Raw genomic sequence first — 18,039 nt, forward strand, 5'->3', positions numbered from 1 at the left:
TTAAGGTTTTTATATGATTTATTTTTTTTCTGTTTTTAATTTTGTCTTCCCTATATTAGGATTATATTGGGGGGTGCTTTATTTCTTTTTATCACGTAATCTTAATGAGAATCATATAAGGATATTTTTCTTTAACTTATCCTATTCATTAGCAATGGTAGCATTTCTATATAATAGAACTAACGAAACCGGGGATATATATCATTATTTTTTGTTTTTTAATGAAATAAAAGATCTAAATACTCTGTCTTTATTGTATAATGAATATACATCTTATTATTATAGCTGGGTATCACTTTTAAAGATATTATCTTACTTAGAATTTGATTTTAACTTTATTAATTTTATCTGTGTTTTTATAATTTATTATAGTTGTTTTAGTGTTATTATACATATATATTCTGAATATAGGGATATTCATACACTAAAGATAATTGTATTTAAGATATTGACTATGATAAGTATAATTACTATAGTTTCCTCCTATAGAAATATTCTTGCATTTTCTGTGACTTTTCTAGGAGTGTCTTTTATTCTAAAAAATAACCTTTTCAAAGGGGTAGGGCTATGTGTAATTGGAGTTGGATTTCATCCTAGTGCAATAATTATTATAGTGTGTTTAGGGATTTCTCGTTTCTTTAAATTTAGGAAAGTATACCTGTATGTGTTCTCTTTAATTGGTATTTTCCCTTTTTTACTAATATCTATCCTTTCTTTATTAAATATTCCTTTTTTGGATAATAAAATAAATGAATATATTTATGGTCAGTGGGCAAGCTATAAATTTGAGTCAAATATAGAGTATATTGTTATAATAGCAATTTATTCTTTTATTTTTTTTATTTTCTTTTCTGTTACTAAGTTTGATTATAATTATTTTCGGACTAGATATAGTAGTCGAATTCTTAATTTTATACTTTTCTATTTTACTATTTCATTGATCTTTATTCAATTTAAAACTCTATCTGATAGATTTATGTTTAGTGCAGGAGGAATATTGTTAATTTCACTTTCTTATTTTATTTTTTATTCCAGAGTCCTTTATAGAAGGAGTTTGTTGAATTTTATTCTTTTATTTATTTGGTTTTTATATATTGATTCACAATTGATTCATTTTTCGCAAAAATCCTATGTGATAGGTAATGGTTTTCCATATAATTTCATTTATTCTCCTTTATTTCAAAGCCTATTATAGACTGGAGCTTTTATTATGAATAAGAAAATTTCTGTTTTAATGAGTACATATAATGAACCCGTAGAATGGGTTGAGGAATCAATTAAATCAATATTGAATCAGACATATACTAATATAGAATTAATTGTTATATGTGATAATCCTGGTAATAAAGATATAGTTAATTTATTAAATTTAATAAAGGAGGAAGATAATAGGGTTGTTTTACATTTTAATGAAGAAAATAAGGGGCTAATCTATTCATTAAATAAAGCTATAGACTTATCCTCTGGTGAATATATAGCAAGAATGGATGCTGATGATATATCTTTACCTACTAGATTATCAGAGCAAATTTTATATTTAGAAGAAAATCATTTAGACTTATGTGGTTGTAATGCTTTGCTTTTTTCTGAAAATGGTAACCTTGGTATTACAAATAAACTGAATAGCCATGAGGCTTTAGAAAAACTTATGATGGCTGGTGATATTGGAATAATTCATCCTACTTTTTTAGCAAGGAGAAAAGTATTTGTTGAATCTAGAGGGTATAATCCCTTAGCTTTACATGCTGAAGATATGGAGTTTATTGCTCGTATTTTATCAATGGGATTTAGATTAGGAAATAATCCTAAGGTATTATTTAAATATAGATTTTCTACAAATAGTGTTACTAGAAGAAATGCTTTTCATTTATATACCACAATAAGTAATATAAATAAAGCATATAAGAGTTTTAAGAATGGAAACGATTATATGTTTTTTAATTCAATGAAATTGAATAAAAGAAAAGAAGAAAGATATTCTATGAATAAAATTTTAATGACTGAGGCTAGAGAAGAGCTAGTTAAGAAAAATTACTTTGGCTTCTTATATAAGATTATATTTTCTTTTATTTACTCTCCGAAACTTTTTTATCATACTATAAAAATAAAGTATATAGTTCATAAATTGAAAAAGCAGGAAAAGTAGTTGTGACGTTTTCGATACTAATATCTTTGTACTACAAAGAAAAACCGGCTTATTTAGAGATGTGTTTAGATTCTTTAGCATCCCAAACTTTGCCGGCAAGTGAAATCGTGGTGGTCTTTGATGGCAGAATTCCTGAAGACTTAGAGAAAATAGTGCAAAAATTTGTTGAAAAATTACCGCTTGTCGTTGTTCGTTTACCACAAAATATAGGGTTAGGACGTGCATTAAATGAAGGATTAAAGCATTGTTCCAATGAGTGGGTACTGAGAATGGATACGGACGATATTTGTTTGTCTGAGCGTTTTGAAAAACAGGTTGCTTTTATTCGTAATAATCCTGATGTTGTTTTGTTTAGTGGCCAAGTTGAGGAGTTTGACGAAACCATGTCAAACTCCCTTGGTATTAAGAGAGTGCCGGTAAGTTGTGAGGAAATTTATTCCTCTGCTTTATTACGAAATCCATTTAATCATATGACGGTTGCTTATAAAAAATCAGTTATTGAAAGAGTGGGGGGCTATCAACACCACCTTTATATGGAAGATTATAATTTGTGGTTAAGAGTGATTGCAGAACGATATCAAGTGTCTAATTTACCTGAGATTTTGGTGAAAGTAAGAAGTGGAGCTGCAATGTATGCTCGCCGCAAAGGATTAGACTATATTAAGAGCGAGTACCAATTAGCAAAATTAAAAAAAGATTTGAAATTGCAATCTGCTGGTGCTGCCACGATTTGTTTTATAATCAGAGCATTGCCTCGATTATTACCTAAATCCCTATTAGGAAAGGTTTATAAGAAGTTAAGAAAAGGATAGTTTATGGAAATTTATAAAAAGAAACGCCATTCTCGTTGGTATGAAAGATTATTTTTTAGTACAACGGTGCAAAGTGTCTTCGGTGTTCTCTTTTCTAGTTTATTGCCAGCCCTTTATTTTTGGGGCAGCGGCTTCAACTTAATTGATACTCGCTCTAATACCATTATTGCTACATCTTTAGCTTTTGTAATGATTGCAATTAGTTTGAGAGTGTTAATTAAATATCCGGGTAATAAGTCGGCTAGCTTTGTATTTTCTACTGTCATTGCATGGTATTTTATCGTGCTGATAGTATTAACATTATTCCGTTTAGATTATTCAAATATGTTGTTAGGCACTAGTTTTGTCTTAACAATGTTGTTTTGTTTTATCGGCTATTTTGTATCAAGAAGTTGGATTGTGCCTAAAATAGCTTATATTTCTCTTGGGCGTGCAGTCAATTTAAATCAAATTCAAAATGTAGAATGGATTGAGTTAACAGAGCCTAAGTTAGGGGAGCAAAGAATTAATGCGATAGCTGCTGATTTGCATGCCCCTGAATTATCTGCTGAATGGCATAAATTTTTAGCACAATGTACCTTAAATGGTATTCCTGTGTACAATGTCCGTCAATTACAGGAATCCTTAACAGGGCGTGTTAAAATTCACCATATGTATGAAAATGATTTAGGGTCGTTACTTCCTTCGCCAATTTATTCTTTAATAAAGCGTGTTATTGATATTTCTCTTATTGTACTGACATTCCCGATTACTTTGCCTGTTATGGCAATTACAGCGGTTGCTATTCGCCTAGAAAGTGAGGGCGGAGCAATGTTTATTCAAAATCGTGTTGGGCAAGGTGGTAAAGAGTTCCGTATCTATAAATTTAGAAGTATGTGTAAAGATTCTGAAAAAGATGGTGCACAATTTGCTTCAAGCGGTGATATGCGTGTTACTCGTATCGGGAAGTTTATTCGAAAAACTCGAATTGATGAGCTACCACAGTTCTTTAATGTATTGAAGGGTGATATGAGTTTGATTGGTCCTCGTCCTGAACAAAAAGCCTTTGTAGATAAATTTGAAGAAGAAATCCCTTTTTATAATTATAGACATATTGTGAAACCAGGTATTTCTGGTTGGGCTCAAGTTGTTCATGGGTATGCTGCTGATGTTGATGATACTCGAGTTAAAGTCGAACATGACTTCTATTACATTAAAAACTTTTCTCTGTGGCTAGATATTTTAATTATTTTTAAAACATTAAAAACTATGCTGACAGGATTTGGGGCAAGATAATCTTTTTATATTCATATTAAAGAGGATATGAAAACAATTTTGATAACAGGCGGAGCCGGTTTTATCGGTTCTGCAATGATTCGTCATTTTATCTCCAATACGCCACATGCCGTTATTAATGTGGATAAATTAACCTATGCTGCTAATTTATCATCTTTGTCTGCTGTGGAGTGGAGTTCGCGCTACTATTTTGAACACGCTGATATTTGTGCAAGCGGTCAAATTTCTGAGATTTTTTGCAAATATCAACCCGATGCTGTTATGCATTTAGCGGCAGAAAGTCATGTGGATCGTTCTATTACTGGTCCGGCTGATTTTATTCAAACCAACATTGTTGGAACTTATACTTTATTAGAAGCTGCTCATGAATATTGGATGAACTTGCCGGAAACTAGAAAATCAGCCTTTCGCTTTCATCACATTTCAACCGATGAAGTATTTGGTGATTTGCCATTAACGGCTGAATTATCCAAAGAAAATTCTCCTTATGCCCCTAGCAGTCCTTATTCCGCCTCTAAGGCTTCGGCAGATCATTTGGTTCGTGCGTGGTATAGAACCTATGGTCTACCGACTATTATTACTCACTGTTCTAATAATTTTGGTCCTTATCAGTATCCCGAAAAATTGATTCCATTGATGATTTTAAATGCGGTGCAAGGAAAAGCTTTGCCGATTTATGGTAATGGTTTACAGCGTCGGGATTGGATTTTTGTTGAAGATCACGTTAGGGCTTTATATCAAGTTTTAACTCAAGGTAGGGTGGGAGAAACTTATAATATCGGCTCTCACCAAGGAAAAACAAATATTGAGGTGGTAAGCGCGATTTGTGATTTATTGGAAGAACTTGTGCCTAATAAACCTGAAAATGTTAAATATTACGCAGATTTAATTACTTATGTGCAAGATCGCCCTGGGCATGATACTCGTTATGCGATCGACTCTTCAAAAATTCAAAAAGAGTTAGGCTGGCAGCCACAAGAAACTTTTGAGAGCGGGCTCCGTAAAACAGTGGAATGGTATTTAGAGAATCCAAATTTTTGGAAAGTATAAAAGGCAGAAATTATTTCTGCCTTTTCGTTTTTATTAAAGTTCTTGCTCTTTGTGTTTAATTAGGTGGTACAACAAAATCAATACAAAGAAATAAAATATTGAACCGGAATTATGTGCTAAGAAAGATTGGCTTAAGAAAAAGAATGAGTGTGCAGTAATATGTACTATACCTAATACTGCAATGCATTTAACTGCTCTGTCTTCAGCTTTTAGACGTCTTGCAAAAATTACAAATGGAATGAGTAAAATTGCCATGAGTGCAGTAAAGCCGATAATACCTCTTTTAACGAAAGATTCTAAATATTGATTATGTAGGCTGTTAAATCTTAAGGTAGTTTTTGCCATTTTTTGGGTTTCAACTTGTTTCTTTTTGAAAACTTCATATCCAGAGCTGCCATGCCCTAATAATGGTTTTTCACTTATCGCGCCTAGAGCATTTTCCCACATATCGAAACGAGCTCCTAGAGAAGAATTTTTCTTACCTTTTTCAAAATATTGAGTGATATCACTTTTAGCTGCATTGTATCTTTTTTGAATACCGAATTCAGGCTTATAGATAAATAATGAGAGAGAAAGTCCTAATAAGAGGGCTGAAGTGGCAAGAATTTTTTTATTTATCTGTTTAAAGTTAAATAGCAGAATGAGCAAAAAGCAAGCAGGGAAGGCAATCCACCCACCTCTTGCACCGGTTAGAATACTAGCAAGTAAGCCTAGCCCTGCAAATAAAATATATAAAATACCAATTTTATTTTTCTTTTGTGAAAACCAGTAAAATGCAATCGCGATACTAAATAAGCCTAGTACAATAGCAATATCACCTGCTTGAATGCTCATAATTTCAGGAAATGGCTTTACTAATTTTAGAACAAATTTCTGATAAATCGCTAACAGCCCTACTACTAATGCCCCAATTGGAACAAAGTGAAAGAGTGTCGTTTTTTTAATGGGGTACAGCCCGAAGAAAAAAATTAATGGAATAAAGAGTAAAATTCGACTTGGGTTGTCGATTTCACGAAATCCATCACCGTTACAAACAGCCGAGATTACAAAAGTCAGAAAATAGGCAAGAAGGGCGCAAATAAGATATTTGTCTTCTTTATCAATTTGCCATTTGTTTTTTAATTTGAAACGATGGTATAAGAATGTGAGCGTGGCGATAACACTTAACGCCATTGGCACATAACTGTAGCCTTTTTTGAAGGTTAAAACTGTAATAAAAAAAAGGGCGACGAGCAGATTGGAGAACAGCATCATCTTATTTTCTATTTTTCTGAAATTGAGCAGCATAGATTTATCCAAATAATTAAAAGAATACTACTCATTTTATAATAATAAAAGTGAACCTATCCATCTATTTTTTGAGATAAGAATCCGAGATTTTTACTTGAACTATGTTCTATAAACTTAGATTTTCAGCATCAATCTGCTCTTTACTTTGCTTTTTTGTTGAGGTAGAATGCACTACCTTTTTTGTTCTATGCCGCCAAAATTGTGTGCGGTTTAATTTAATCATATTTTTCTGAGGTGATGGCATATGCCAGTAATTAAAGTTCGTGAAAATGAATCATTTGACGTAGCATTACGTCGTTTCAAACGCTCTTGCGAAAAAGCAGGTTTATTAGCAGAAGTTCGTGCTCGTGAATTCTACGAAAAACCAACGACAATCCGTAAACGTGAAAAAGCATCACTTGCTAAACGTCACGCAAAACGTAACTTCCGCGAGAACGCACGTAACACACGCTTATACTAATTAGCAGAGCTGATTAGCAAAAATTTATCGAAACCGTGCTTCCTTTTAGGCTCACGGTTTTGGTGTTTTTATCCTTTGATTACAAGCGGTTTATTTTTGTGGTATTTTTGCAAAATTCCAGTGAAATATGATCGCTTGTGGAATCTTTATGAGCAGGAGGACAATCAATGAAAGGTATGATTCCACGTTCGTTTATTGATGATCTCATCGCTCGTACCGATATTGTTGAGGTCATCAACAGTCGGGTCAAGCTTAAAAAAGCCGGGCGGGATTATCAAGCCTGCTGCCCTTTTCATCATGAAAAGACCCCTTCTTTCTCTGTAAGCCAATCTAAACAGTTTTATCATTGCTTCGGCTGTGGTGTACACGGTAATGTTATCAGTTTTTTGATGGATTACGATAAGCTTGAATTCCCTGAAGCCATTGAAGAACTTGCCGCGATGCACGGTTTAGAAGTACCGCGAGAGAATGTTATCAATCAAGATGGCAAGCCCCAAGCTAATTACAAGACTAAACGCAATTTATACGAATTAATGGAGGCTGTGGCGAAGTTTTATCAGCAAAACTTAACTCACCAGGATGCGGCTCAGCGCTATTTGCAAGAGCGAGGGTTATCTCAGGAGATTATTATCCGTTTTGAAATTGGTTTTGCACCGAATGCCTTTGATGCTGCTTTAAGAACTTTCGGGCAATCACAAGAAGATGTGCAGAAATTATTAGATACCGGTGTACTAACTAAAAATGATAGCGGTCGAATTTATGATAAATTTCGCAATCGAGTGATGTTTCCAATTCGGGATAAACGTGGACGAGTTATCGCTTTTGGCGGACGAGTGTTGCCTGGGGATGAGCAAGGCGCGAAGTATATGAACTCGCCGGAAACAGTGATTTATCATAAAGGCAGTGAGCTTTACGGCTTATATCAAGCTCTGCAAATTAATGAGAATCCAGATTATCTATTTGTGGTAGAGGGCTATATGGATGTAGTTGCTCTCGCTCAATTTGGGGTCAACAATGCAGTCGCATCGCTTGGTACAGCTACTACAGGCGATCAAATTCAGCAGCTATTTCGTCATACTGAGCAAATTGTTTGTTGTTATGATGGTGATAGAGCGGGAAGAGATGCAGCTTGGCGGGCGTTAGAAAATGCCTTACCTTATTTGCATGATGGCCGTCAGTTAAAATTTATTTTCTTGCCGGATGGGGAAGATCCGGATACTTTCGTTCGTTCACAGGGAAAAGATGGCTTTGAGCAATATTTGGCAGATAATGCAAAATCATTAAGCGATTTTTTATTTGATAGTTTATTGGTTGATGTTGATTTATCTTCGAAAGAAGGCAAATCTAAGCTTGCGGCGTTAGCGGTACCGTTAATTAACCGCATTCCGGGTGAAATGTTACGGGTTTATTTACGCAACATTTTAGGTCAGAAACTGGGTATTTTCGATATATCACAATTAGAATCTATGCTGCCGAACAAAAAGGCAGAAGAAAACCCGCTTTATCAAGTGGTAAAAATTAAACGCACGCCAATGCGATTGCTGATTGCCTTGTTACTACAGAACCCTTATTTAGTTAAATTTGTTCCAGAGATTTCTTCATTAAAAGCGTTAAAAGAGCCGGGATTTGAGTTATTAACGGATCTGGTGCTAACCTGTCAGCAAAATGCAGGTATTAGTATGGGGGGGCTACTTGAACATTATCGGGATCATCCCCAATATAGAATCGTTGAAACACTGGCAAACTGGGATCATTTAGTCTTGCCGGAAAATATTGAAACGACTTTTATTGAAACCCTCGATTTTCTCTATGCTAATTTAGTCGAGTTGCGCAAAGAAGAGCTTATTGCTAAAGACAGAACCGTTGGTTTAACCGATGATGAGAAACAAGAATACGCGATTTTGATGTTTCAATAATCATTACAGCCCCAGGGGGGCTGGATATTTCTAACCTAGTGCGGTGATGGCGTGCTAGGTAAAAAAATTTTGCAAATTTACCAGTAAACCTAAATTTAGTGGTATAATTCACTACTATTTTTATGCTCGCATAATAAACGGATACACTATGGAAAACCAAGCAGATCAACAATTAGAACAGCAATCTCAATTAGAACTTCTGATTACTCAAGGACGTGAACAAGGTTATTTAACACTTTCTGAGGTTCACGATCACTTACCTGAAGAGTTAGTTGATGCAGAGCAAATCGAAGATATTATTCAGATGATCAACGATATGGGGATCCAAGTACTGGAAGTCGCTCCGGATACGGATGATTTATTACTTGCTGAAAATATTGCCGATGAAGACGTAGTAGAAGAAGCAACCAAAGTGCTTTCTACCGTAGAATCAGAATTAGGTCGTACTACTGACCCTGTGCGTATGTATATGCGTGAAATGGGAACAGTAGAACTTTTAACCCGTGAAGGCGAAATTGATATTGCTAAGCGTATTGAAGATGGAATTAACGAAGTTCAATGTGCAATTGCAGAATATCCTGAAGCTTTAGAAGGGCTTTTAAATTGCTACGCTCAGGTTGAGGGTGGTGAAATGCGTTTATCAGATTTGGTTACGGCTTTTGTCGATCCAAATGCAGCGGAGGAAGTATCAGAAGAAGAGTTAGAAGCTGCAATTGGCGATGATGAAGAATCTGATACTGTAGCAGATGTTGCTGATGATGAAAATGAAGACGAAGAGAGTGATGGTAACTCAGATAATAGCGATGATAGCTCTATTGACCCTGAACTAGCTCGTGAAAAATTTGAAGCGTTACGCAGCCAGCATCAAAAAGTATTGGTGTTCATTCAAAAACATGGTCGAACAAGCAAGAAAGCGAAAGAACAGATTGAAATTCTATCCAATATTTTCCGCGAATTCCGCTTAGTGCCAAAACAATTTGATTTACTTGTGGAGTCAATGCAGAAATTGATGAAACAAGTACGTGCAGAAGAACGCCAAATTCAGCGTTATGCAGTTGAATATGCTGGCATGAAAAAAACGGATTTCCTAAAAGCTTTTCAAGGACATGAATTAAGTGAAGCTTGGATTGAAAAAGCGATTAATGCGAAGAAAAATGCTGCACCAAAACTTGCAAATTATATTGACAATATTCGTGCTAACATTGCTAATTTACAGAATTTAGAGCAAACATCCGGTTTGACGATTTCGCAGATTCGTGAAATTGGTGGGCGTATTGCAAATGGTGAATTGAAAGCCCGCCGTGCTAAAAAAGAGATGGTCGAAGCTAACTTACGTTTGGTTATCTCGATTGCGAAAAAATACACCAACCGTGGTTTGCAGTTCCTAGACTTGATTCAAGAGGGCAATATCGGTTTGATGAAGGCGGTAGATAAATTTGAATATCGCCGTGGTTACAAATTCTCGACTTATGCAACATGGTGGATTCGCCAAGCTATTACCCGCTCAATTGCGGATCAGGCTCGTACTATCCGTATTCCGGTGCATATGATTGAAACTATTAACAAGCTCAACCGTATTTCTCGCCAATGTTTACAGGAAATGGGGCGTGAAGCAACGCCGGAAGAGCTGGCTGAACGCATGGGCATGCCGGAAGATAAAATCCGTAAAGTGCTGAAGATTGCTAAAGAGCCGATTTCAATGGAAACGCCAATCGGTGATGACGACGATTCACATTTAGGTGATTTTATTCAAGATGAAAGCCTTGAATTACCGTTAGATTCTGCGACCGCTGAGAGCCTACGTATGGCAACTAACGAAGTGCTGGAAGGCTTAACTCCGAGAGAAGCGAAAGTATTGCGTATGCGTTTTGGTATTGATATGAACACCGACCATACGCTTGAAGAAGTGGGTAAACAATTTGATGTAACCCGTGAGCGTATTCGCCAGATTGAAGCGAAAGCGTTGCGTAAATTACGCCACCCAAGCCGCTCGGAAACCTTACGCAGTTTCTTAGATGATTAATCATTTCCCCTGTGCCGGTTGGTACAGGGGATTTTTTTTATCCAAAACCGCCTACAAGCGGTTTGATTTATAGAATTTTTTGCAAAAGGAAACATTGATGAAAAAATCTCTATTAGCTCTGATGATTGCCGCGGTGTTGATGACAACCGCCTGTGAAGACAAAGAAACCCTACAGAAATTACAACATGCTGAGAAAGCAGTGGTTCAGTTAGAAACGGATTTAAAAACTGCGAAAGCTGAAAATGAAACCCTGAAAGCGGAACTTGCTAAGGCACAACAAAATATTCCGCTTCAGGTGGAAATTGCTAAAATTTTCGACAAGAGTGAAGTGATTAAACACAAAGTCGATCCAAAAGAAGAATATGCGATTGAAGAGACTAAAGTGACTTCATTTGTGACGATTCCAAAAACCAACTTAATGTGGCTTAACAACATTCTGATTAAATTTGCATATGATTACAATGAAGAGCAAGGTCGAAAATTGCAGAATCCGACAGAGCAAGACTTAATCAAAAGCCGTGAAGAAATTTACCAAGATATGGTAAAGAGTGCGAAAGAAGAGCCTGTATTTGGTTATGAGGAGAGCATTTTGAGTGATTTTATCGGGCAGCGTAATAATATTGTCACTTTTAGTATGCAGCCTTTTTCCTATAGTGGAGGAGCTCATGGATTACACCACACAAGCTATATCAATGTGGATTTAAATAAAAAATCGGTGATTAGTCTCAATGATTTAGTAAGTGAAAAAAATCAAGCTAAGCTTAAAGAGGCGCTTTGGGAAAACTATGCTGTGTTACGAGTGGACGAAAACGGTAAATATAATGGATTTGCGGATAAAAAAGAGTTTCGCATTTCATCGGAGTTCTATTTTGGTGCAAATGGGATTGTGTTTGTTTACCCGCCTTACGAACTTGGTCCGTATGCTGAGGGAGATGTGGAAGTTGAGCTACCTTGGTATCTGGCAAATGAATTACTGAATCCGGATTATCAACGTGGAGAGAAAGACGGATTCTTTAAACGGGAAGAGTAATTGCAAATTTCTTGCAAAAAAGAACCGCTTGTTGTGATGCAAGCGGTTTATTTTTACCAAAATTTTACACTTTAGCCCAACATAATTCCTAAACTAAACAGTAGATTTGTGATTAATGCCAAGCCTGCCATTTGCCCTAAAATCGGGTAAAGCTCTTTCGGATCTTTATGTAAATAGACAAATCGAGCGTGTTTGGCAAGGAGCGGTACGACTAGTAAGAATAGGAAGCTGTACCAATGCTGAAATTCGGATATTGCAAAAATCAGGTAAGAAATGACCGCTAGCACGAGCAGTACAACGTGATATTTTCGCCCGTTTTGGCTACCGATTCTCACAATGAGAGTATTCTTGCCGGCTTGTCTATCTTGGTTGATATCACGTAAGTTATTGATATTTAAAACCGCAACCGAAAGTAAACCACAACCGAAGGCAGGAAGTAAAATCATTGGTGGTAGGCTATGTGCCTGTAAATAAAATACCCCGATAACTGCTACGAAGCCAAAGAAAATCAGTACGAACAGATCGCCTAACCCCAAATAGCCGTAAGCCTTTTTGCCCACGGTGTAGGTAATGGCTGCGAAAATCGACACCAAGCCCAGCCCGATAAAGAAAAATAGATCTTCAATGGTTTTATAGGCGTACACGCTTAACACCACACCGGAAAAAAATGAAAGCACGCTTAACACAATCACTGCATTTTTTAGTTGCTCACCGCTGATCGCCCCTTGCTGAATGGCACGCAACGGCCCAATTCGCTCTTGGGTGTCTGAGCCTTTAACGTGATCGCCATAATCATTGGCAAAGTTAGATAAAACCTGCAATAAAATAGTAGTGATAAAGGCAAGAAGTGTGGTGATAAAATCAAACTTCCCTGCCCAATGAGCAAGTGCCGAGCCAACAATAATAGAGGCTAATGCCAAAGGTAAGGTTTTCGGACGAGCTGTGGTGAACCAAATAGAAAAATAAGAATTTTTGTTCATAAAATACATTTCGTTTAAAATAAGAGGTAATCGCTCTTATTTTAGCAGAAAAAATGCCAATGAACTCTACCCAGATCCAATTATCCCCCATTCAATATGTGCCTATTGGTTTTATTGAAAGCCCTTATGATGAAAAATTTTCCGTGCCTCGTCAGCCTAATTTGGTATGTGAGGGGCGTGGGCGATTAAAGTTAGTGCCGCCTTACAATACTGTTGATGCGGTGCGGGGCTTGGAGCAATTTAGCCATGTTTGGCTGATTTTCCAATTTCATCAAATTCCCGAACGGGATTGGCACGCTACCGTCAGACCGCCTCGTTTGGGCGGGAATGAACGCATCGGCGTGTTTGCTAGTCGAGCAACTCATCGCCCGAATGCGATTGGGTTATCCAAAGTAAAATTAGAGGAAATTGTGGTTGAAGGCGGCGAGGTGTATTTAAGGTTAGGGAGTGTGGATTTAGTTAATGGCACGCCGATTTTGGATATTAAACCCTATATTGCTTATGCAGATAGTGAGCCTGACGCGATTTCGGGCTTTGCTCAATACAAGCCGGAGGCAAAATTAGAGGTTATGTTTAGTGAGCAGGCAACACAAGCGGTTAAATTCTGCCAAAATTTTGCAAAATTCGGTATTGAGCATCCACTTACGTTTATTCGTGATGTGATTGCTCAAGATCCTCGCCCAGCTTATCAACAGAGGAAAAGCTCGGAACGAATTTACGGGATGAGCTTAGCCGGCTATAACATTCGTTGGCAAATTATTCAGCACGAGGAAAAAGAACAGGCCTTAGTGCTTTCGATTGTGCCTATTGAACTTTCTTAATAGTTATAAATCAAAAGAACAATGTTTAATCACTTTAAGGATAACATTTCTATGAAATTGAAAAATTTTCTAACTATTTTACCGCTTGCAGTTGCGACAATGTCAGCTTCAGCAGAAACAACTGCTGCTGAAAATAAAGAGAAAACATCAACCTTTAATTTTTCAACGGAAGTAAGCCGTACTGTAGATAAAGATTTAATGCAGGCAAGTGTGTATAGCCGTAAATCGGGAAAATCTTTGCCTGAGTTGAAAAAATCAGTGTCGTTAAATTTGAATCGTGTGTTGGAAGAAGCTAAGAAATATCCGAATATTGAAGTGCAAGCTGAAGGTTTAACCAATAATGTAAACTATAACAGCAAAGGCAATATTGACGGTTGGGAAACCACAGGCAGCATTAATCTCAAAAGTAAAGATTTTGAAGCAATGGCAGCAGTGCTTGAGAGCTTAGGCAAAGATGTGGCGATTAGCTATATTGATTTCAGTGTTTCTCCGGAAAAAATGGCTTCTCTTGAAGATGAGATGACTCTTGAAATTATCCGTAAATTCCAACACAAAGCAGATATTATCCAAAAAGGGCTAGGTGCGAAGAAATATAAGTTAAGCAATATTAATATCCAGACCCCGAATGATGGCGGCGCTAACCATCCATATTATCGCCAAGAGCGAATGTATGCTATGGCGGCTGCACCTAAGATGTCGGAAAGTAACCCAATGGAACAAATCCCATTAGAAGCAGGTAAGACGACTATTTCTGCCAGTGCGTCAGGAAATGTGGAGTTTGAATAGAAATGTATAGATTTGTATAGACTTGTATGTCTGCTTAATTTGGGCACAAAATCAGTTTATACTAGAAATATGAGCATTTAATTTATTCTTAGATGCTCATATTTTTATTTGGCTAGAAATAGCATTCGGAAAGTAAAACACATTATGTGTTATTCACCTTAATTAAGGTAAGGACAAAAAATGAAAAAGTATTTTGCTGAGTTTTTCGGTACATTTTGGTTAGTATTTGGCGGTTGTGGTAGTGCAGTATTAGCAGCCGGCATTCCTGAGTTAGGCATCGGCTATGCAGGCGTATCATTAGCCTTCGGTTTAACCGTATTAACAATGGCGTATGCAGTTGGTCATATTTCCGGTGGTCACTTCAACCCTGCCGTATCTATCGGCTTATTGGTTGGCGGTCGTTTTAATGCGAAAGATTTACTGCCTTATATTGCAGCACAAGTAATTGGTGCGATTGCAGCCGCCGCCGTATTATATGCTATCGCTTCAGGCATTCCGACTTTTGATGTAACCGCGGGTTTTGCAAGCAATGGTTATGGGGAACATTCTCCGCACGGTTATAGCTTAACAGCAGCATTGTTAATTGAAATCGTCTTAACCGCGTTTTTCTTAATCATCATTATGGGAGCAACCGATAAACTTGCACCGGCAGGCTTTGCACCGATTGCAATCGGGTTGGCATTAACCTTAATCCACTTAATCAGCATTCCGGTAACTAATACGTCTGTAAACCCTGCGCGTTCAACAGGTGTAGCGCTATTCCAAGGTAGCTGGGCTGTTGAACAATTATGGTTGTTCTGGGTTGCACCAATTGTTGGAGCAATTATTGGCGCTGTCGCTTATCGCGTTATTGCAGAAGAAAAATAATCCTAGCTGTGAATTTTATGCAGTCTCAATTATTGATTGGGGCTGCTTTTTTGTTTTGAAAAGGGCAAGAAAATGAAAAAATTAATCAAATTATGTGGTGTAATTTCAGCAACAATTTTACTGAGTGGCTGCCTAGTTACTTCTGTTGTTGGTGGTGTTGTGGGTACAGCCGTAGATGTAGTGGATACAGTAACACCTGATATCATTGACTAATGAATGTTACAAGCGGTTAAAATTCGCGGATAGATTGCAAATATAAAATAAAGCGTTACAATGGTTTGCTATTTTATAAAACAGATGAATTAAAAGGATTCAATATGAAAATTACCAAAGATTTAGTGCCAAGTATTGCTTATCAAGTTCGTACGCAAGAAGGCGTATTAGTTGATGAAGCACCGGTAAATCAGCCGTTAGAATACTTGCACGGTCATAACAATTTAGTGGAAGGTTTAGAAAAAGCTTTAGAAGGCAAAGCGGTTGGCGATGTGTTTGAGGTGCGTGTAAAACCGGAAGAAGGTTATGGTGAATACAACGACAATATGGTTCAACGTGTGCCGAAAGAAGTCTTTATGGGTGTGGATGAATTAGAAGTAGGTATGCGTTTTATCGCGGATACCGATTTAGGTCCACTGCCGGTTGTGATCACTGAAGTTGATGGTGACGAAGTGGTTGTTGACGGTAACCATATGCTAGCCGGTCAAGAATTGCTATTCTCTGTAGAAGTAGTTGGTGTGCGTGAGGCTACAGAAGAAGAGATTTCTCATGGCCATGTTCACGGTGGACACGGTGGCTGTGGTTGCGGCGGTCATGGACATGATCACGACCACGAAGGTTGCTGTGGTGGACACGACCATGATCACCATCATCATAATCACGGTGGCTGTGGTTGTGGTGGTCATCACTAAATTTAGTTTATCCCTCCTTTATGGAGGGATAGCTACTTTCAGCCTATGAGGATAGTGGTAAGCGGTTAAATTTTGCTAAAAATTTACCAATATCTTTATAAAAATCTAAATATGACAACAACCTTTCAAAATATGAGTGAAACCAAACAAAATCAATCTTCTATTGACTATCTGCGTGCGATTTTAAGTGCCAATATTTATGATTTAGCACAAGTTACCCCTTTGCAAAAAATGGAAAAATTATCTGAACGTTTAAGTAATCAGATTTTTATTAAGCGTGAAGATCGCCAACCGGTGCATAGTTTTAAATTACGTGGCGCTTTTGCGATGATTTCTAATTTAACCAAAGCGCAAAAAGAAGCTGGTGTTATTGCTGCTTCAGCCGGTAACCATGCACAAGGCGTTGCACTTTCGGCACAGCATTTAGGTTTAAAAGCATTAATTGTGATGCCACAGAACACACCTGCAATTAAAGTAGATGCCGTGCGTGGTTTTGGGGGGGAAGTGCTGCTATATGGTGCCAATTTTGATGAGGCGAAAGCTAAAGCTATTTCACTTTCCGGTGAATTGGGGATGACTTTTATTCATCCGTTTGATAGTCCTGCCGTCATTGCCGGGCAAGGCACAATCGGTTTGGAGCTGGTTCAGCAAAAATCCGATTTAGACTATGTCTTTATTCCTGTTGGTGGCGGTGGCTTAATTGCCGGTGTGGCGGTGCTGATTAAGCAAGTTTTGCCCAATATTAAAGTGATTGGTGTGGAGTCTAAAGATTCTGCTTGCCTTTATCATGCTTTAAAGCAAGGCCAGCCGACTGACTTAGAGCGAGTGGGGCTATTTGCCGACGGTATTGCGGTAAAACGTATTGGTGAGGAAACTTTCCGTTTATGTCAGCAATATGTGGATGATGTAGTATTGGTGGATAATGATGAAATTTGTGCCTCAATGAAACTGATTTTTGAGAATGTACGTGCGATTTCTGAACCATCAGGAGCAGCTTCCCTTGCCGGTTTGAAAAAGTATGTGAAATTACATCAATTAGAAGGTAAAAACTTAGCCTGTATTCTTTCCGGGGCGAACTTAAATTTCCATACCTTACGTTTTGTTTCCGAACGTTGTGAAATTGGTGAAAAGCGTGAGGCGATTTTGGCGGTCACTATTCCGGAGCAAAAAGGCAGCTTCTTGAAATTCTGTCAAATTTTAGGTGATCGTGCGGTAACTGAATTTAATTACCGCCATTCAGATGATAACAAGGCGTGTGTTTTTGTCGGTGTGCGTATTAGCGGCTCGGCAGAAAAATTGGATATCATTAAAGATCTTCAACAGCATGGTTATGATGTGGCGGATTTATCCGATGATGATATCGCTAAAACCCATATTCGCTATATGGTGGGCGGACGTACAACTTCGATCGAAAACGAACAGCTTTATAGTTTTGAATTCCCTGAACAGAAAGGGGCGTTGCTGAAATTCTTACAAACCCTAACCGATTGGGATATTTCTTTGTTCCATTATCGTGCACACGGCTCCGATTATGGGGATATTTTGGCAGCATTTGCATTAAATCATGGCGATGAAGTAGAATTAAACAAACATTTAGAACAGCTTGGTTATCGTTTCCAAAACGTCAGTGAAAGCCCGGCTTATCAATATTTTTTAAAATAAACTTTTGTTATAAAAC

At 37.3% G+C, this 18,039-nt stretch carries 17 protein-coding genes; 15 read left to right on the plus strand and 2 right to left on the minus strand.

From position 1 onward, the window contains the following. Positions 1-154: 154 nt before the first annotated feature. Genes A4G16_RS01520 through rfbB form a run of 5 tightly spaced genes read left to right on the plus strand, consistent with a single transcriptional unit; the run spans position 155 to position 5,283 of the window. Complete coding sequence (locus tag A4G16_RS01520; RefSeq protein WP_237052401.1) at positions 155-1,195, plus strand: EpsG family protein; 1,041 nt, start codon at positions 155-157, stop codon at positions 1,193-1,195. A 15-nt stretch (positions 1,196-1,210) separates the two neighbouring features. Further along, positions 1,211-2,146 (plus strand): glycosyltransferase family 2 protein, encoded by a 936-nt coding sequence (locus A4G16_RS01525; RefSeq protein ID WP_165888401.1) that lies wholly within the window; start codon positions 1,211-1,213, stop codon positions 2,144-2,146. 2 nt (positions 2,147-2,148) lie between these two features. Continuing rightward, complete coding sequence (locus A4G16_RS01530; protein WP_165888402.1) at positions 2,149-2,958, plus strand: glycosyltransferase; 810 nt, start codon at positions 2,149-2,151, stop codon at positions 2,956-2,958. Positions 2,959-2,961: 3 nt separating this feature from the next. Further along, the gene (locus tag A4G16_RS01535; protein WP_165888403.1) at positions 2,962-4,233 is read left to right on the plus strand and encodes a sugar transferase; all 1,272 of its coding nucleotides are present in this window, start codon (positions 2,962-2,964) and stop codon (positions 4,231-4,233) included. A 27-nt stretch (positions 4,234-4,260) separates the two neighbouring features. Continuing rightward, a complete protein-coding gene (gene rfbB / locus A4G16_RS01540) occupies positions 4,261-5,283 on the plus strand; it encodes a dTDP-glucose 4,6-dehydratase (protein WP_165888404.1) in 1,023 nt (340 codons plus the stop codon). A gap of 33 nt (positions 5,284-5,316) precedes the next feature. On the opposite strand, the gene A4G16_RS01545 is transcribed toward rfbB, so the two are convergent. Continuing rightward, entirely contained in the window at positions 5,317-6,570 is a 1,254-nt protein-coding gene (locus A4G16_RS01545; protein WP_165888405.1) for an O-antigen ligase family protein, read from the minus strand. 247 nt (positions 6,571-6,817) lie between these two features. Here A4G16_RS01545 and rpsU point away from each other — a divergent pair, with 247 nt between their 5' ends. From rpsU to A4G16_RS01565, 4 genes are all read left to right on the plus strand, one after another. After that, positions 6,818-7,033 carry a 30S ribosomal protein S21 gene (gene rpsU, locus A4G16_RS01550; protein WP_005712190.1) on the plus strand — a complete coding sequence of 72 codons (216 nt, stop codon included), beginning with the start codon at positions 6,818-6,820 and terminating at the stop codon, positions 7,031-7,033. A 167-nt stretch (positions 7,034-7,200) separates the two neighbouring features. Further along, complete coding sequence (dnaG, locus tag A4G16_RS01555; protein ID WP_165888406.1) at positions 7,201-8,949, plus strand: DNA primase; 1,749 nt, start codon at positions 7,201-7,203, stop codon at positions 8,947-8,949. Between the two features lie 148 nt (positions 8,950-9,097). After that, the gene (gene rpoD / locus A4G16_RS01560; RefSeq protein WP_165888407.1) at positions 9,098-10,972 is read left to right on the plus strand and encodes an RNA polymerase sigma factor RpoD; all 1,875 of its coding nucleotides are present in this window, start codon (positions 9,098-9,100) and stop codon (positions 10,970-10,972) included. Between the two features lie 97 nt (positions 10,973-11,069). Continuing rightward, complete coding sequence (locus A4G16_RS01565; protein ID WP_165888408.1) at positions 11,070-12,002, plus strand: DUF3298 and DUF4163 domain-containing protein; 933 nt, start codon at positions 11,070-11,072, stop codon at positions 12,000-12,002. 71 nt (positions 12,003-12,073) lie between these two features. Here the strand turns inward: A4G16_RS01565 and A4G16_RS01570 are convergent, their stop codons facing one another. After that, complete coding sequence (locus A4G16_RS01570; protein WP_165888409.1) at positions 12,074-12,982, minus strand: 1,4-dihydroxy-2-naphthoate polyprenyltransferase; 909 nt, start codon at positions 12,980-12,982, stop codon at positions 12,074-12,076. 59 nt (positions 12,983-13,041) lie between these two features. Here A4G16_RS01570 and tsaA point away from each other — a divergent pair, with 59 nt between their 5' ends. From tsaA to ilvA, 6 genes are all read left to right on the plus strand, one after another. Beyond that, entirely contained in the window at positions 13,042-13,803 is a 762-nt protein-coding gene (gene tsaA, locus A4G16_RS01575) for a tRNA (N6-threonylcarbamoyladenosine(37)-N6)-methyltransferase TrmO (protein WP_165888410.1), read from the plus strand. 51 nt (positions 13,804-13,854) lie between these two features. Next, the gene (locus A4G16_RS01580; protein WP_165888411.1) at positions 13,855-14,589 is read left to right on the plus strand and encodes an SIMPL domain-containing protein; all 735 of its coding nucleotides are present in this window, start codon (positions 13,855-13,857) and stop codon (positions 14,587-14,589) included. Positions 14,590-14,769: 180 nt separating this feature from the next. Continuing rightward, complete coding sequence (gene aqpZ, locus A4G16_RS01585; protein WP_165888412.1) at positions 14,770-15,456, plus strand: aquaporin Z; 687 nt, start codon at positions 14,770-14,772, stop codon at positions 15,454-15,456. 72 nt (positions 15,457-15,528) lie between these two features. Beyond that, on the plus strand, positions 15,529-15,669 hold the full coding sequence (locus A4G16_RS01590) for a hypothetical protein (protein WP_165888413.1): 141 nt from the start codon (positions 15,529-15,531) through the stop codon (positions 15,667-15,669). Between the two features lie 104 nt (positions 15,670-15,773). After that, a complete protein-coding gene (gene slyD / locus A4G16_RS01595; protein WP_165888414.1) occupies positions 15,774-16,361 on the plus strand; it encodes a peptidylprolyl isomerase in 588 nt (195 codons plus the stop codon). A gap of 132 nt (positions 16,362-16,493) precedes the next feature. Continuing rightward, a complete protein-coding gene (gene ilvA / locus A4G16_RS01600; protein ID WP_165889873.1) occupies positions 16,494-18,023 on the plus strand; it encodes a threonine ammonia-lyase, biosynthetic in 1,530 nt (509 codons plus the stop codon). Positions 18,024-18,039: the final 16 nt, after the last annotated feature.

Source organism: Mannheimia granulomatis, assembly GCF_011455695.1.
In the GTDB taxonomy this organism is placed as follows: Bacteria; Pseudomonadota; Gammaproteobacteria; order Enterobacterales; family Pasteurellaceae; genus Mannheimia; species Mannheimia granulomatis_A.

What these genes read in the sequence shown, in the direction of transcription:
- A4G16_RS01520 (WP_237052401.1), top strand. Translation starts at nt 155, where the DNA reads ATGGTAGCATTTCTATATAATAGAACTAACGAAACCGGGGATATATAT.
- A4G16_RS01525 (WP_165888401.1), top strand. Translation starts at nt 1,211, where the DNA reads ATGAATAAGAAAATTTCTGTTTTAATGAGTACATATAATGAACCCGTA.
- A4G16_RS01535 (WP_165888403.1), top strand. Translation starts at nt 2,962, where the DNA reads ATGGAAATTTATAAAAAGAAACGCCATTCTCGTTGGTATGAAAGATTA.
- rfbB (WP_165888404.1), top strand. Translation starts at nt 4,261, where the DNA reads ATGAAAACAATTTTGATAACAGGCGGAGCCGGTTTTATCGGTTCTGCA.
- A4G16_RS01545 (WP_165888405.1), bottom strand. Translation starts at nt 6,570, where the DNA reads ATGCTGCTCAATTTCAGAAAAATAGAAAATAAGATGATGCTGTTCTCC.
- rpsU (WP_005712190.1), top strand. Translation starts at nt 6,818, where the DNA reads ATGCCAGTAATTAAAGTTCGTGAAAATGAATCATTTGACGTAGCATTA.
- dnaG (WP_165888406.1), top strand. Translation starts at nt 7,201, where the DNA reads ATGAAAGGTATGATTCCACGTTCGTTTATTGATGATCTCATCGCTCGT.
- rpoD (WP_165888407.1), top strand. Translation starts at nt 9,098, where the DNA reads ATGGAAAACCAAGCAGATCAACAATTAGAACAGCAATCTCAATTAGAA.
- A4G16_RS01565 (WP_165888408.1), top strand. Translation starts at nt 11,070, where the DNA reads ATGAAAAAATCTCTATTAGCTCTGATGATTGCCGCGGTGTTGATGACA.
- A4G16_RS01570 (WP_165888409.1), bottom strand. Translation starts at nt 12,982, where the DNA reads ATGAACAAAAATTCTTATTTTTCTATTTGGTTCACCACAGCTCGTCCG.
- tsaA (WP_165888410.1), top strand. Translation starts at nt 13,042, where the DNA reads ATGAACTCTACCCAGATCCAATTATCCCCCATTCAATATGTGCCTATT.
- A4G16_RS01580 (WP_165888411.1), top strand. Translation starts at nt 13,855, where the DNA reads ATGAAATTGAAAAATTTTCTAACTATTTTACCGCTTGCAGTTGCGACA.
- aqpZ (WP_165888412.1), top strand. Translation starts at nt 14,770, where the DNA reads ATGAAAAAGTATTTTGCTGAGTTTTTCGGTACATTTTGGTTAGTATTT.
- A4G16_RS01590 (WP_165888413.1), top strand. Translation starts at nt 15,529, where the DNA reads ATGAAAAAATTAATCAAATTATGTGGTGTAATTTCAGCAACAATTTTA.
- slyD (WP_165888414.1), top strand. Translation starts at nt 15,774, where the DNA reads ATGAAAATTACCAAAGATTTAGTGCCAAGTATTGCTTATCAAGTTCGT.
- ilvA (WP_165889873.1), top strand. Translation starts at nt 16,494, where the DNA reads ATGAGTGAAACCAAACAAAATCAATCTTCTATTGACTATCTGCGTGCG.